At 45.9% G+C, this 16,273-nt stretch carries 7 protein-coding genes and 3 pseudogenes; all 10 read right to left on the reverse strand.

What is annotated here, in order from left to right; translation table 11 throughout:
- Position 1: 1 nt before the first annotated feature.
- The 10 genes and pseudogenes from N909_RS0107845 to N909_RS0107890 all read right to left on the reverse strand — a co-directional run bounded on the left by N909_RS0107845 (position 2) and on the right by N909_RS0107890 (position 16,269).
- Positions 2 to 2,764, reverse strand: coding sequence for a class I SAM-dependent DNA methyltransferase (locus N909_RS0107845; protein WP_029913816.1), 2,763 nt, complete (start codon positions 2,762 to 2,764; stop codon positions 2 to 4).
- Positions 2,765 to 2,944: 180 nt separating this feature from the next.
- Positions 2,945 to 4,465, reverse strand: a complete 1,521-nt coding sequence (locus N909_RS0107850) for a hypothetical protein (protein ID WP_029913818.1) — start codon at positions 4,463 to 4,465, stop codon at positions 2,945 to 2,947.
- Between the two features lie 282 nt (positions 4,466 to 4,747).
- A pseudogene (locus N909_RS25220) lies at positions 4,748 to 4,932 on the reverse strand (IS3 family transposase); the annotation flags it as partial.
- Between the two features lie 68 nt (positions 4,933 to 5,000).
- Positions 5,001 to 6,254: a group II intron reverse transcriptase/maturase gene (ltrA, locus tag N909_RS0107855; protein ID WP_029913820.1), complete on the reverse strand. Its 1,254-nt coding sequence runs from the start codon at positions 6,252 to 6,254 to the stop codon at positions 5,001 to 5,003.
- A 526-nt stretch (positions 6,255 to 6,780) separates the two neighbouring features.
- Positions 6,781 to 7,696 (reverse strand): annotated as a pseudogene (locus tag N909_RS26545) (IS3 family transposase); the annotation flags it as partial.
- A gap of 28 nt (positions 7,697 to 7,724) precedes the next feature.
- A complete protein-coding gene (locus N909_RS0107870; protein WP_029913825.1) occupies positions 7,725 to 9,836 on the reverse strand; it encodes a DUF262 domain-containing protein in 2,112 nt (703 codons plus the stop codon).
- Positions 9,833 to 11,304, reverse strand: a pseudogene (locus N909_RS23740) (type I restriction-modification system subunit M). The gene N909_RS0107870 and the pseudogene N909_RS23740 overlap by 4 nt, the downstream one beginning before the upstream one ends.
- Positions 11,305 to 11,427: 123 nt before the next feature.
- Positions 11,428 to 12,414, reverse strand: coding sequence for a hypothetical protein (locus tag N909_RS0107880; RefSeq protein ID WP_029913826.1), 987 nt, complete (start codon positions 12,412 to 12,414; stop codon positions 11,428 to 11,430).
- Positions 12,411 to 13,178 carry a hypothetical protein gene (locus tag N909_RS0107885; RefSeq protein WP_029913827.1) on the reverse strand — a complete coding sequence of 256 codons (768 nt, stop codon included), beginning with the start codon at positions 13,176 to 13,178 and terminating at the stop codon, positions 12,411 to 12,413. Before N909_RS0107885 ends, N909_RS0107880 begins: the two co-directional genes overlap by 4 nt.
- A gap of 52 nt (positions 13,179 to 13,230) precedes the next feature.
- A complete protein-coding gene (locus N909_RS0107890; protein ID WP_029913829.1) occupies positions 13,231 to 16,269 on the reverse strand; it encodes a DEAD/DEAH box helicase in 3,039 nt (1,012 codons plus the stop codon).
- Positions 16,270 to 16,273: the final 4 nt, after the last annotated feature.

Here is a 16,273-nt window from a genome sequence, read left to right on the forward strand (position 1 = left end):
CTCAGGCTCCCCCCTTCTTGGCAGGAGCATTCCCCGCCGTCATTTTAGTATAAAGATCAAACAGCTTCTCCAGCCGTTCTGTATCGTTCTTGAACCGCCGCCCAATATAGATGCGTTCGAGAACTTCATCATTACGTTCATGAGCTCGACGCAGATCATCTGGCATGTTTTCGGGATCGTAAAGTTCAGCAATCGTTTTCGGAAAATGAGCTTCGCGAGCCAAAAGGATATCTTCGGCACAACGGGACAAATCAGCCCTATTCTTTTCAGTCAATTTTGGAACCGGAAGAGTATTCCACCCTAATGTGTTGGAAAACCGGTAGTCTGTCTTAATCTTTCCACAGACAGTTCCAATCCAACACAAAGCTATTTTTGAAACCAAAATTGAAATGTTCCAAAGAGGCGGATCAAAGAAAGCAAAGCCACCGTCACCCACTATTGCCCCTTCTGGAAGAGTCCCGACAGGATAATACACACGTTCCTCGGAAGAATGTCTGGGAATCTGAAAAACGACTTCCCCTCCACTTTGCCTAATTTGCTGAAAAGAATATGGAACGGATGCGCCTTCCTTCGTGAGTTCTTTGTTACTCTTCTCTCTCATCTCAGTAACAATTGCGAACCGACTCTGAAACGCTGGTATCTCTCGCAAAACTTTGTAATCTTCAGACGTTGCCCAAATACAGTATCGACCCACCCCATGCATCGCGTCATGCGCACCAAAAAAAGGGCGGATAACGTTTTTTCGGTCCGTAACTTTGTCTCGTAAATTTCTAGCCACTTCTGCAGAAAAGACCAGTCCCCCTCCGTCTGCGGGCTTACTCCCATTTACAACGGGTTCCAATCCTTGAATAGGCTTGGTTGAATTCTGTATGTACACATCATAGTAGGGGACTAAATACGCGTTTATGTTGTCTACTTCACGAACCAAGCCGGAATAACCATCAAATAGTTTCACAGCCCCGTTCTTTTTTGATAGCCCTACAATGCAGACCGTAACGCCGGCATTTCGAGATGCAAGATTTTTCCATTTGAAAGAGGTAAAGGCAAAATTAATTCGAACAGACTCCCTAATAATATTCGGCCAGAAACGAAAAACTTGCTCTCCCTGACAAACAGAGTTCGTTGTTACAAAAGCTACTGATGCATTGGCAACATCAAGAAATCGTCGTGCCTTCAGAAAAAAACCCAAGATATAATCAAGAGATTTCCATGTTTTGAAATCATCACTGAACAAAATCTGCATGTCGGCTTTTTGCGCTGCGCCCTGTTCGGTGCCACCTTTGTACGGCGGATTGCCGCAGATGTACGTTTCTCCACCTTCATTTTCAAAATCGATTTCTGCTTGGTCTAGTGGCGTACTGAACAAATCATCGGCGGCGAGCTTGACACCTTTCCCTCTCGGAGGACAGATAGCCAACCAATCAAGCCGTAAAGCATTACCGCACGTTATCCAGTTCTCCGCACCTAGCGGCAAAAACTCTGCCAAAGCTTCCATCTGGCCACGATAAAGAACATCACACTGATATTCAGCAATAATAAGGGCGAGCCTGGCAATTTCAGCGGCAAAATCTCTTATCTCAATCCCACGAAAATTGGTTATCGGAATTTCAGTTTTTTGGTGAGATTCACCGCGCCGTTGGTTGATCTCCGCTTCAATCGCCCGCATCTCCTTGTAGGCAATAACAAGAAAATTTCCGGAGCCACAGGCCGGGTCAAACACGCGGATTTTTGCTATGCGCTTGCGTAAATTGAGCAGCATACGGGCATTGTCTCCCGCCTTTTCCAGCTGCTCGCGCAGGTCATCCAGAAAGAGCGGATTCAGAACCTTGAGGATGTTGGGAACGCTCGTGTAGTGCATCCCCAATGCGCCACGCTCCTCGTCATCGGCTACGGCCTGAATCATTGAGCCGAAGATATCCGGATTGATCTTTTTCCAGTCCAGATTGCCAATACTCTGAAGATAGGACCGGGCAATTTTACTGAACCGCGGCACCTCTGTGCTTCCGGCAAACAGACCACCGTTCACATAGGGGAAGGCATCCGCCCACCGGGGAATTTTAGCGCTGTCACGATCAGCATATTTGGTGTTCATCGCCCGGAAGAGTTCACCAAGAACCTCATGGGTATTAGAGGAATCACGGTCACTCATCTGATTAATGGTACTGGTAAACAGATCCACCCCGCTGAAGATCTCGGTATCTTCCGCAAAGAAACAGAAAATCAGCCTTGCCATGAAATGATTCATGTCGTGCTGACGGCTCGCCTTACCCCAGTCCGGATTATCTTTCAACAGCTCAACGTAAAGACGATTTAGCCGCCCGGTCGCCTTGATATCGAAGGCACTTTCGCGGACTTGTTTGACGGTAGAGATACCAGCCAGGGGCAGGAAAAAACCAAAATGATCGGGAAATTCTTTATAGGCACAGACAATAGGCGCGACATCGGAGCCTAATTCCTCAGCCTCCAGAGTGATCCCGTCGGTCGCTAAGATAAACTTGGCTTTCCCCCTGGTCGTGGCAGAACTTTCACGAAGCGCGGCCAGCGTGGCACCAACCTTCCCCTCGGCACAAACAGCCAGGTGAATGTTGTTACGTTGCAGCAAACCACCTTCAATATCAGAAGAGTTGGTGTTGCCCCTTCTTAAACGATCAATCGTCGCCTTCTTGTTACCAAATGCCTCCAAAAAAGCAAACGGAAACTCAGCAGGATCAAATTCCTGCTCAGCTAACAAGGATATGGCTTCTTCTATTTCAACGGCGTTCAAAATCGCAGACCCTTCCTAAAAACTCAAATTATCACTGGATATCAACGTTACAAGATATGACAAATCAACTCAGCAACCAACAAATAAAAAGGCTCCAAAGCTGCGGAGGGGAGGGCAACCTTGGAGCCTGAAGAGAAGACCAAGCCCATAGTTTCTATATTAATTCCGATAACTGCTCAGTTACGATATCTGTAGGAGATCAGACAGCTTATTTTGCCAATCCAGAAAACCCTGATCTCCATCTTGGTATCTATGGTTGATCCGGTAGAAATCTTCGGGTGTAGATTGAATATATTTCATTCGTTTATTTTCCTCAAAAGACGCGACCAGACTTTCGACTTCCTTTGCCTTTTCAATAAGCCCTTCATTGGTCGGTGGGCACTTCCAGATATAGGTCGCCAGCTCCTGATCGACCGCTTCAAGAATGAAAAAAAACGTATGAGCCCCTTTAACAAGAAACAAGAAGGATGTGACGCCAATATTTCGGCCAAACTTTAGGGAAAAATCAGAGAGGTGCCGACTTGCTAGGTACTTCAATTCCTTAGCATGCTTGACTACCTCCAAAACCTCAATGAGGGTATCAATCAAAATTGCTGGTTCCAGAAGATCCTTATCAATGACACCTTCGAGTCCCTCCTTGATGTCAGCCAGAGGTTCCTTTTGCGCAGCAAGAAGATGCTCAACACAGCATAGCTTTTGAGCCTCTTTAATGATATTTGGATCTATCTTGTCGATATCACTGGATCGCGCGGCAAGAATCTCGATTTCATGCGCCAGACCAAACTCATCGACTTTCCCTCGATAATCAATTTCGGCCATGATTGATTTCTTGTTTAGTGCAGTGCAAAAATATGATTTTATATAGTTAAACTCGTGAACAAGATAAGTATTTGGTATTTCTACATTAAAACTTTTAGGATATTTTTTGAATTTCAGAGAAAAGGCGACCTTACCATCTTGGAAATCCAAGCTTGATATTTTAATAGGCAGTGTTATCTGCTTTTCGACTAAAGACAATTGAGGCTCACTCGGAACAACCTCGTGAACATGATCAACAGATATTTTTTCGGGTGTTGAATCATTGCAGTCTAGAGTCAAAATTTTATTCACATCTTCTGATTGAATGTACAAACTGCCATTTTTCATCATTACTGTGATATCAAACAATTCTTTACCAAGCACTCGCTGAACATGGCTTTTGAGAAAAATATATCGATCATTTCTGAGAGTTGGACTATAATTCCCAAGAAAAAATCGAATTTCTTCTCCTTTATAAATAGCGTTGAGGTACAAATCATTGCCAGATAATGAAAAACAATTATTAGTTATTTGGATGTCGACTGTAACACCATCTTCAAAATAAAACCCTTGGCAGGATTCACCTATTTTAATGAAGAAATTTGGATTCGGTTTAAAATATCGACTAATTTCTTTATTATCGATGTTTGAGAATTCAATTTGATTGAACGCATATGGAAGGTCTAGTGCTTGATAAAATTCCACTTCTGTTGAAGTGTAATTTTCAAACTCAGCATAAAGAACCCCTCGAGATTCATCTGCGTAAATGACTCTTGCTTTCCAATAAAACTCTCCAGAAAAAAGGCCATCCTTTAGGGGCAGATTTGTTGAACTAATATTTAATCGACGACCCTTATTTAATATGACGGTGTTTTTGTCTATAGTCATTAAGAGGTCATACATTAGATCCCCCTGTCTATCCAATTAAGCTCAAGAGCTATCCCCCTCGGGGTAAAACTAATATTATCAGTTAATTAGAGGTAAAAACAACGATATCGTACAAAAAAACAAGAATTGAGAAACCGCACAATTATACCCAAAATCAAGCATTTTACTGAGGAGCCCGCAGGCTTCACAATGGCCATTTGACGCAAAACCTTTTCTCGAAAACCAGTTCAGCTAAAGGACTATTTACAACTCATACAACAGTCCAGCTGACGTTCCCCCGGTTTCGTGGACACCGGGTTAAGCTACAACTTTGAAATAGGTCGCCTCGTAATCAGCCGGGTATAGCCCAGAGTTGAGTGAAGGCGACGGCGGTTATAAAATCGCTCGATGTATTCAAAGAGACTCTGTCGAGCATGGGAGCGGGTCGAATAGTTTTGATGAAATACCAGTTCCTGCTTCAAACTGCCAAAGAAACTTTCAACCAGGGGTCGAGTAGCGCAGAGGAATCTCACCGCTACGCTCTCACAGAACCGTACGTGAGCCTCTCGACTCATACGGCTCTTGTCATCCAGCTTTGATGCTGCCAATGCGAAAATAGCTGCGGGCTTCGACGGGCAACTCCTTTGAGCCACGCATGTGCGCGCGTTTTCCGCCGCCGAAGTCGTTTGAATTTTCGCATCGCCCATTTTACCAATGCCATATTGACATGGTTAAGAACGGAGTGAAGAGCTGATCTGCAAAATTTTCCGTAATAATTGACCCAACCCGTGACCACAGGGTTTATTCGTTGAAGCAGATCTTCCAAGCTCAAATGTGTTTTCCCTTGAAGCTTCCATTTCCGCCTGATTACCTGCCTTAGTCTGTGTGCAGACTTTTGGCTGATGGCAGGGCTGAAGCTGACAAAGAACTCTCCCCTTTTGTTACGTGCGGAGCGCGGCCGAAACGTATAGCCCAGGAAGTCAAAACTATAGCAAGGCCAGTCTTCTGAGCGATTGGAATCCTTACAGTAAACAACACGTGTCTTCTCAGGATTCAATCGCAACTTGCATAGTTCCAGACGAAGTTCAATCTTCTGCTTGATCATTTCCAACTGCTGGAGTGACCGACAATGCACCACAATATCATCAGCGTATCGTTCAAAGTGGATGTGAGGATATTGCTCCTTCATCCACTGGTCAAAACCTAAGTGCAGAAAAATATTCGCGAGCAGAGGGCTGATTACTCCGCCTTGCGGCGTTCCATTGTCTCGGTGTAGCAAAGTCCCGTCCTCTAGCACCACATCTGCTCTCAGCCATCTCTCGATGTAAAGTAGAGCCCACTTACAAGAGGTGAAGCGCCTTACGGCGCGCATGACAAGCTCATGATCCAGCGTATCGAAAAACTTGCTGATATCCAGATCAAGAACCCAACTATCGCGCCAGCAACGCTGACGAGCCTTTGCTACTGCATCCAAAGCGGATCGTCCAGGTCGATACCCATAGGAGTCTTCGTGAAAATACGGTTCTACCTGTGGTTCCAGATACCTCTTGACTACTGCCTGAGCTATCCGATCACCAATTGTCGGTATCCCAAGTTGCCTTGTGCCCCCATCTGCCTTGGGTATTTCTACCCGCAAAACGGGTGGGGGTAAATAGCTTCCTGACGACATCCGATTCCAGATCTTATACAGTTGATTCCTCAGGTCTCCTTCAAAATCCTCCATCGTTTGCCCATCGGCACCGGAGCCACCTCGACTTTTCTTGACATCTTGGTAGGCATCCCAGATAAGAGCCTTTGGTATGGTAAAAGCTTTCGCCGAATTCATACGCTCCTCCCCTCACGGGTTGACATATCAATCCGACCGGATGACGCAGCCCCTTTGCTCCACAACCTTTCGGCTGCTTCAACGCTACTACGGGCTACTCCGTCCCTGTGCTTCGCATTGGTACTCTTTTCCTTCGGAGAGCTACTCCTTCGGATTTCTCCCTTAGCATCGAAGCGACAGGTTCCCACGTTCCCTGCAAGAGCCTGAAATAGGATCACGCCACCTCCACACCGGACACCGCCCAGCCCGTAAACAGGTTGCGTCTGGACTTGTCCCGAGCCAACAACGCTGCTCGGTTTTGATGTCGGTTGAATTGCTTTTCGATGCGTCATCAGTAGTTCACTCGCGTTCGTCTTCCTATCTCACACCTGACGCCTATTATGACGCCTTTTTCGCCGACGCTCACCACCAAGACTTTTTACCTTGGCAGCTCGGCGTGGTTTGGAACCCGGTCCTGCAACCCGATTCCGAGAGGCCAAACTCTCATCTCTTGCAGAGCATCACCTTACGGTGTTCGTGGCACACCGTTGTCCCAACAATTGCCCTTGCGGCTCATGCTACAACGCATGCCGTGCTTGGTCAGCAGCTTCTGAAAGTCGCCGCTGGCATACTGTGAGCCGCGATCAGAATGAAAAGATGACACCTGAGGACGGTCTGCGCCTTTGCACCGCCATCGTCAGGGCATTCATAACCAACTGCCGGGTCATCTGTTTATGCATGGCCCAGCCCACAACCAACCTGGAAAAACAGGTCGATGACCACCGCCAAGTAAAGCCAGCCCTCACAGGTCCAGATGTAGGTGATGTCGCCCGCATAGACCTGGTTCGGTGCTTCTGGTGAGAAGTTCCGATCCAGCAGGTTCGGTGCGACGGGCAAATTATGCTCCGAGTTGGTGGTCGCCTTAAAGCGTCGCTTGGTTTTCGCGCGTAGGCCATCTTCTCGCATCAAACGGGCAACACGATTTTCGCTGCAGGATTCCCCCTGCGTTTTGAGTTCCCGATAAACACGGGGGCTGCCGTATGATTTATCGCTGTCGCGATGGATCGTCCGGATCTTCTGGCGCAGTCTGTTGTTGGCTTGTTGCCGCTTGGACTCAGGCTTTTTCAGCCAAGCATAATAGCCACTGCGAGAGACTGACAGAACATCACACATAACCGCGATAGGAAATTCCCCTTGATGCTGCTGCATAAACTGGAAGATCACTTCGGGTCGTTGGAGAAGATGGCCATTGCTTTTTTTAGGATGTCGCGCTCCATTTGCAATCGTTGGTTTTCACGCTTGAGACGACTAAGTTCATCCGCTTCGGAGGCTTGCTTTCCTTTGCCTGGAAAGGCCTCCATGGGATTCTCGCTGTACTGCTGAAGCCATTTATACAGCGTGTTGGAGTGGATCTCCAGATCTCTGGCCACCTCAGTCACAGAATGGTCACTGTCGGCTATCATTCTTGTTGGGTCATCATGATTGTAATTGCTAGCCAGCTTTCCTTGATCGTTGTTTTTCATCCATAAAAGACAAATGCAGCAGAGCCAACTTATCTTCCTCAGCCCCCAACTTTAGCCGCCACCTCTTTTCCATAAAGCCCAACATTCTCAAGCCTCGCTCCCTAATACTCTGCGGCGTCCAATCTTTGTTCTTCGCTACTTCCAACTCAGAATAGGACCCATTTTCGTACCCTGCACCTGTCAATTTATCTCCGGAACACCTCTCTGCATTCTTCTTGTCTGGAAACGGTATGTTTTGCAGGCTGGAATTAATACTGGACGACAGCGCTAAAAGATTGCCGAGAGATCCAAGCAAACATCTTTTTTCTTTTTTTGAATATCCTTTAAATTTCTGTGACCAGTATTTGTCGGTTGCGGTCTGGGGGTAGATATGTTCGATTGAAACGTTATCTTTTGGATTCCTCACGAAGTTGCTCCACCCCAGCTTCGCCTTCCCCCTAGATTTCCTAAGCTCCTCTTCGTATTCAAAGAGAAAATACTTCAAGTCATTCCAGGCATAAAAACCATCACCATCCGATTTAAATTTTTTCGATATAAAATCGTCAAAAGAACTTACGGCCAAAACATCATCGTCCTCAAATGCCCATTCCAGGGACTCAATGAGTTCCTGCGTTACCTGCCCAAGCGATTTTTCACCCAGGTAGACCCCCCTTGCTGATCGGTAGAAGTGACTACTCCCATAATTTGCTTGAGTGCGGCACATGCGAAAACAGATGAAAATAAACCTCTCAATTTCGTTCAGAAGTTGGAGCCTATCCGAGTCCCCGGGCTTCGACTGAATCAGCGCTGCCATTATCAAGGGCCTAAAGTAGGCAATCTTAACGCGATTAATACGGTCCATCGCCACTTGTTCTTCACTAGTGAGATCATTACTTTCTGCCGGGAAAAAAGTAGAATACCATACCTTGGAGGAAGCCTTCAGGCTATCTACATATGCGCAAATTTCATTAATAGACCGTTTTGAGCGAATGTTATTGCTAACCTCTGTCTCTACGGCCTCGTCATCTTCAAAATCTACGTCATCAATCAGTTCCTCAACGTGGTCAACATGACTAACACTGACTTCTAGTTTCTCGTATATCCTTTTGGGCGAAAAGTAGTCGTCCAAAAGGTAGCGAATATAATCATTCCCTTTAACTCGACTGTACTTGAAGTACATAATCCAATGCGCTCTAAGAAACTCATCATCATTTAGTGGGGATTTTTTATTCCGTCCAAGTTGGTTGTAGATCTCACCCCATGTTTCATTAATCTTGATTCTAGTCGACTCTTTAACGTCTTCAGCCACTTCATTTGGTGGATAAAGTGTTGTTAGATAAATAAGTCTGTTTTTTAGCAACTCCAAATCAGAAAGTTTCTTCCCCCTGTTATTCATAGTCTCGAAGGCAACGAAAACATCGAAATTGTCATCTATTTCATAGAGATTAAATAGAAATCTCTGTGTCAATTTCTCGTAGATTATTTCGAGGGCACCTAGTCCGTTCTTAGCAACGTATGTGGCTATATTATCTGCAAAGAACTTTTTCGCATTTTCCAAATTGAGGGTATAAAAAGTTTCGCCAAGAGTCCCCTCATTGGGTTCATCAAAAATGCGGTGCCGCAAGAACTTGAAGGATGGGTTGTCTACTTCATAGCCAAACTTATATGTATTAATTGTGCGGTGCTTTGGTTCATCGATGACTATATATTTTTCAATTATCTCATCGATGCCATAGGCCCCAAGATAGATATCTCTCTTGTTCATACCCTTATGATCGGGGTGCCTGCTTACCGCATCAATGAGACATTGTAGGAAGATGGACACCGTGGTAACGCGTTGCTGCCCATCAACGATAAAGAACGGCGTATATTTTCTACCTTCGATCAACCACTTCTCTTCATGCCAACATGACCAAACATCTTCTGGCACTTTTTTTATTGATAGGACACCAGTGTAGTGCGACCGATGTTTATCGAGGCTCACCAAATCTTCCCAGAACTCTATGAGTTGTTTTTCACCCCACGCATAACCTCGTTGGTAATCTGGGATTCTGAATATTCTCTTATTGAAGACGTCGTCTAGCGACTGTAGCTCTTTCATGAGATAAACCCGTTCAATATCGTTTTAAATTTTTCTTCCGCCACAAGGCTCTCTTGCCAGGCCTGCTTCAGATCGGCCATCGCCTCTTCAACGCTCGGCAGGTCGTCCTCAATGATCTTCTCAACGTAAAGCGGGATGTTGAGGTTGAAATCGTTCTCCTTCAGTTCATCCATGCTGGCGACCTTGACGTAGTTCTCAACGTCGGCGTAATTCCGGTACCAGGTGAAGATCTGCTGCACATGCTCCGGTTCGAGATAGTTTTGCGCCCGACCCACCCAGATCTGCTCAGAGGCATCGATGAAGAGAACTTTCCGCTTTTTCTCCGGCTCCTTGTTCTGCTTAAAGACCATGACGCAGGCGGCGAGCTGACTTCCATAGAAGACATTTGGACCAAGACCGATGACGGCCTCAAGCAGATCCATCTCCAGCAGAGCTTGCCTGATCTTTCCTTCGGCCCCCTTTCGGAACAACGCTCCGTGCGGCAACACGACCGCCATCCGGCCCGTACTATTCATCGACTTGACCATGTGCTGCACCCAGGCCATGTCGCCGTTCCCCTGAGGCGGCACACCGGCAATGTTCCGACCATAGGGGTCGTTGACCCCCAGTTTTTGAGCGAGAACGGGGGATTGGCAATGACACAATCGAAGGTCTTCAAGCCGTCCGCCTCAAAGAAGGCCGGATTTCGCAGGGTATCACCACGAACGATTTGAAAGTCCTCGATCCCATGCAGGAACATATTCATCCGGGCAATTGCGCTGGAAGTCAGGTTCTTCTCCTGGCCAAACAGTTTGAGTGTCCGGTAATCCTCTTTGTTGTCCTTGAGATGACCGGCACACTCCAACAGCATACCGCCTGTACCACAAGCTGGATCGTAGATCGTTTCGCCCTCATGCGGGTCGAGAATCAGGCCAAGCAGATGGACAACCGAACGCGGCGTGTAAAACTCGCCCGCCTTTTTGTTGGTCAAATCAGCGAAGTGCTTGATGAGGTACTCGTAGGCATTGCCGAGCATGTCGGGATCGACATTCTCGTTGCCCAGCGTATACTGAGAGAAGTGTTCGATAAGATCGATCAGCAACCGATCCGAGAGCTTGTTCTTGTTGCTCCATTGAGCGTCACCGAAGATTCCATAGAGATATTGCTGGTTGGCCTGCTCGATGCCACGCAATGCATGCTCGATCGCCTGGCCAACATTGACGGTCTTCTCCCGCACATCTTGCCAGTGACAATCCTCCGGGATCTCAAAGCGATGCATCTCCGGCAGAGAGGCATATTCGACGTCACCTCCTGATTCCGCAAGCGCGACTCGATATTCCTCGTCGTAAACATCAGAGATCCGCTTGAAGAACAATAGCGGGAAGATATAGACCTTGAAGTCAGATGCATCAACTGGACCTTTTAAAATCCACGCGGCTTTCGACAAATATTGCTCTAGTTGGGAGAGTGTTACTTTTCTAATTGTCATTTCTTTCCTTCAATGTATTTCTTGAGCAGTATCACTTAAACGTCTAATTTCGTTATTTTTAAAAGCGATTTTGATTTGTATTTTTACTGGCAACCTTGGAATAACAATTTAAACCCGGCTATTTCATGGGACCAGGCAGAGGATTGGTTGCTCTTTTTCACTCTCTAACCTTTTTATAAAATCTCTGCCTGAAATGCCCTTTTTGATCAAGGTATCTATCAGCATTGGCCTCGTCTGTGCGGCTTCTTGAGCATCTCTTAGACTTGCAATCAATGGTGTGGTCCGCTCCAAATTTTCTCTTAGCGCATGGTCTGTGTTGGCTGCCTCTTTCAGATCTGGTCCCTCCTCTTTCACAAATTTCTTTGCTAGAGTAATGGGTGATAAGGGATCAAACAACGCGTTGTATTTATCAGCAATTAAACAAGAGACCTCTTGTGCAGCAGACAGCTCATCGGCCAACATAAGACATTTAACGCGAGCGGAATTACATCCGGCGTATAACTGAACGAGAGGCAGAAATGCTCGATTATTGAATTGCGGTAAGGATAATTGGTACTCAACCTCCCCGCGGTAAAAGGCGGCTTCTTCTGCCAAGGAATGAGAAAGCCTTATCCATTCGGTTCTCGGGCTAGAGAAGGAACTCGCTATTTCAGCTTCGTCAAATAGTGAAACAGCGCGGGATTGATGTTCTCTCAAACTGCGTGCTTCAAGGTCTCGAAACTGCTGATTCATAGTGTTGGCCAGATCGTCAATCTGTGACTGCATTTGATTAAATCGGCCAACCATGACCTTGAAACCAACAACGCTAACTCCTATACCGACGAGGGTCGCGCCGAGGCTTGCATACTGCAGAATCTGCATAGTCACCATCATCTTCTGAAGCACTGTCAATTGTATATTTGCACCAACGGAAGAGACTGTAGATAGCGGAGCAAAGGGAATGTTGATGGCACTGCCAACAACTTTTTGTGCTAACCCAGTCTCCTGAACATGGGCGACAATTCGGCCGCTGCTCGCATCTTTTATCAGAGTGCCGACACGATTTAGACTATGATTTGCAATACCAGCGGCAAATTCATTCGGAACATAAAATGGGATAGGTCCTGTCACGCAGTTATCTCCCTTATAATGCCATTACAGGTTTGAAAAATAACATTCTGTAACTGATCACATAGACAGGATTTACTGTTATCAGGATCACTAAGAACTGTCTCATAGATCAACTTATGTAATTTCTCGCGATATCGCTTGATGGCGCGCTTTTTTACGCCTCTCATCCTGACTCCACCAATAGAAACTGATATCGCAATAATGGATAAACCGGTCAGCAAGACCGGGAAGCTAACTGTCGTTATCCCTAACAAGCCCATCACCCCCCCTGTAGAGACAACAGCAGTAGACGCGACAGTGGGTATAACAGCAAGACCAATCACACTTAAGGTCGTAGCAGAAAAGGCATCCAATATGTAACCGCCGTTATATGGATTCTCAATATCTCCTACATTATTTGCTTGCTCTATAGCAACATCCTTAATTAACAGTAACTCAGCCTGTGCCTCACGCATCAGATAACTACTTTCCTGTAAGGCCCAGCTCTCATACATAGGTCGTATAATCTCGTTTGTAATCTTTTTAATCCTGAAGGTTCCTTCAAGCAAACTCAACTTATCCAACTCCTTGTCCATTGCATTCAATAGGGTGGAAAGCTCCCGCCGTAAATGCATTTCGACTTGAGTGGAATGCTTATCTTTCCAATCTAGTATCTGGCGACGTATGCTGAGATTTAAAAGGTTCTGCTCTGGAGATGGAACTCTTCTGTTCTCTTTTTCAAGATGACCAGTGAGGCTCTTATTCTGCTTTTTTTTCCAGAACATTTATAAGCTTCCCTTTGCTACGTCATATCCATCGCCGAGCGACAAGGGTATTTCAGTTAACCGGCTGGACAAACAGGCCTTCCATTTCTTCAGCAGTCACTGCCTGAGGAGTAACCACCGCATCTTTCAATGTCATTTTCTTCTGCAACAATCTGTCTAGATTGACATCAAAAGAAGTCAGTGTTGGGTGATGCAACGCAGGTAGATAAATATTTACGTCCTTCTTTTGACCAATTCGGTAGACACGATCTGTTGCTTGGGCTTCTTTGGCAGGGTTCCAATGTCGCTCTAGGTGGATAACGTTATTGGCTCCGACTACCGTCAAACCGACACCAGCAGCGACCGGAGACATGATAATAATTGCAAATCCTGCTTGGCTTTCGAAATTCTCGATAATTCCCTTGCGTGTAAGCGAATCCTTTTTACTGGCTACTGCTTTGGTGTCACCGTTGATGATGTTGACTTTGACTGCAAAAATTTGCTCAAACCAAATCTTCAAAAACCTTTGCAGTTTCTTGGTCATCACAAAAATAATAACTTTTTCCTGTCGCCGTCTGATCATTTCCAACATTGCAACCAGGTTTTCCAATTTGGCTGAACGACAGAGGATACTCATCGCTTCTTTGCTGGTTTTGGAAAACAACCCTTGTTCATCGCTTAGACTGGGGTGCAATGAAGTTTCTCTGAGCCGCATTAGTGCACCAAGCGCTTGACCACGTCCCTGACTTGCTTGTCGTTCGCTATTGTAGCTCTCTATAATTTCATCGTATTTTGCTAGTTGCTGGGATTGCATCTGGCTGGCAATCTCTGGCAAATAGGACCAATTATCCTGAGAATCAACTGGCACACCGGTGTAAATTCTCTTGGCAGGCAAACCTTTTAAGTTGTCTTCTTTAAGACGTCTCAACATGAATTTGCCGACATTCAGCCGCAGTTGTTGACCAACCTCCAACCGAACTTTTGCCTGCTCTTCGACAGAGGCCTGGTTGATTGGTCGAACGTATTGGTCTCGAAACTGCGCCCAGGTTCCTAGCAACCCCGGCTGAGCCGTATCCATCAAACACCAAAAATCGGCTAAACTGTTCTCCACTGGGGTTCCAGTCGCCAACAATTTGAAATGTGCTTTAAGACCTTTGGCGGCACGAGTTTGAAGGGTATTGGGATTCTTGATATTCTGAGCCTCATCAAAAATGACCACACTCCAGTCAACTCGACACATGGAAAACTGATAATCACGTAGCGTTTGATAGGTCACCAAAACCAGCCTACGTGGCATATCAAGACGGTCAGCACCATAAGTCTTGCCAATTTTCAATGCATATCGGATGGCATCTGCATCTAGCAGTTCCTGCTCACCTAGACTTTGCCGGGTTTCTGGCTGGGCACCGCTAATCTTGAATTTATTGAGGTCACGACCAGACTGCAGAACAACAATGTCGCGAAAAGGACTCTTTGCAAAAGTCTTGGCGACCTCATCTTCCCAATTTTCAATGAGACTGAGAGGCGCGACGATCAATACTGGCTTTTCGGTTAACCCCTTATCTTTTATTCGATTGTAATATTCACCGATGCCGACCAAAGCCATATAGGTTTTCCCCAAACCCATATCGTCAGCCAATAATGCGCCCTGAATGCTTCCAACCTCTTGAATATCCTTGCCAAAACCCATATTAGCTAAACCGAGCATCCATCGAATGCCTTCATCCTGATGGGGATATGGCTGGCGTAAATAGGCAGCGAAGTCTATCTGGCCAGAAAAATCAGACACTTCTGCGATTTTCAAAAGATTGTCACTGCTATCTGTAACTTCATCGAGTGAAACGGTCGACCGCTCTTCTTTAGCTTCTGGTTTTTCTACAATCGGTTCATTCTCTTCGAGGTGCGGTAATTGCGCATCGTTTAACGTGGATTCGATTTCAGTTAAAGTTTTTTCAACCGTTAAGGGGTCCGAGATGTCTATCACTCTGCCTTCAAAGGTAACGATTTCAGCTCCCTGCTTCTGAGCTGAAGCTATCTTTTCGCGCAGAGCCGCCAGATCTTCCTTACTGACGACAACCTCTTTGATCACATTACTATTCTCAGCGAGAGCGCACCCGAGTTGAAACCAATCGATCCCTGAAGCATCGGTTTCACCAAACTGCATAAACTGAAAGCGAGTTGCCCCTTTAACCCTGATAGAAAAACCGGTATCAAGATCTACCAGAGAGGCATCGATAAAGGCTGAAGGAGCCTTGAGAAATTCCTGGACTTGGCTTTTCGGTATTCTCTGATTGGTTAATATTTCTTGTGTCGCTTGCAAGCGTTTTTCGTCAAGGACCACAATCTGATCCTTGATACGCAATGTGCCAAGATCATTTACACCATTCAATTGCCCCAGACGATTGTTAATATCATCAGGAGCCGCACCTGTTCCGTAGGAGGGAGTCAATAAGAGACTACCGTCAGACTGCTCCGTAGCTGTAAGGCCAACGCTATCAGGTTGAACAACTCTCAATTTATTAAAATGTGCCAGATCAACCTGCATGCCTTCTTTTTGAGAGTGCTGTAAGCAACCAACTAGGTTGATGTTTCGATGTTCGGACTTATCCTCCGAACTAAGATTGTGGTGATTTTCAACAGCTTGGAGGCCCGTCAACTCTGATGAACTAAGAAGGAAAATCTCCTTCTCACTGAGTTGCAGGCAAGGACCTTTTAACTGGTAGAGAGGAACCCGATCACCGCCGGGTAAAACCGGAATAAGCTTCACAGAAAAAGCACTTTGCCCGGTTTGACCATCGACCTTAATTTCGAAACGGCCCTGATAGCTGGGAGGCAGTTCCAGAAGAGCGTGAATATCTGGCTCAAGAAGAACGGCATTCTCAGAAGGAACAGTAAACCCATTTACAATACGATAAGCAAAACCCTGCTCTTCCAACATTTGCAAACAAACATACTGATGTAGCAACCAGCCACTACCCTCGCCTTTTTCACAAAGTGCGAACTCGCTCTTAGGCAATACAAAGTTCAGACCATCGCGGTCGATAACCAACTCGAAGCGTTTCTCTTGCTCATTTTTAGAAATAAGATTTTTGATAAAATCGGAAACTGCCATAACG

Source organism: Pelobacter seleniigenes DSM 18267 (assembly GCF_000711225.1).
Lineage (GTDB): Bacteria > Desulfobacterota > Desulfuromonadia > Desulfuromonadales > Geopsychrobacteraceae > Seleniibacterium > Seleniibacterium seleniigenes.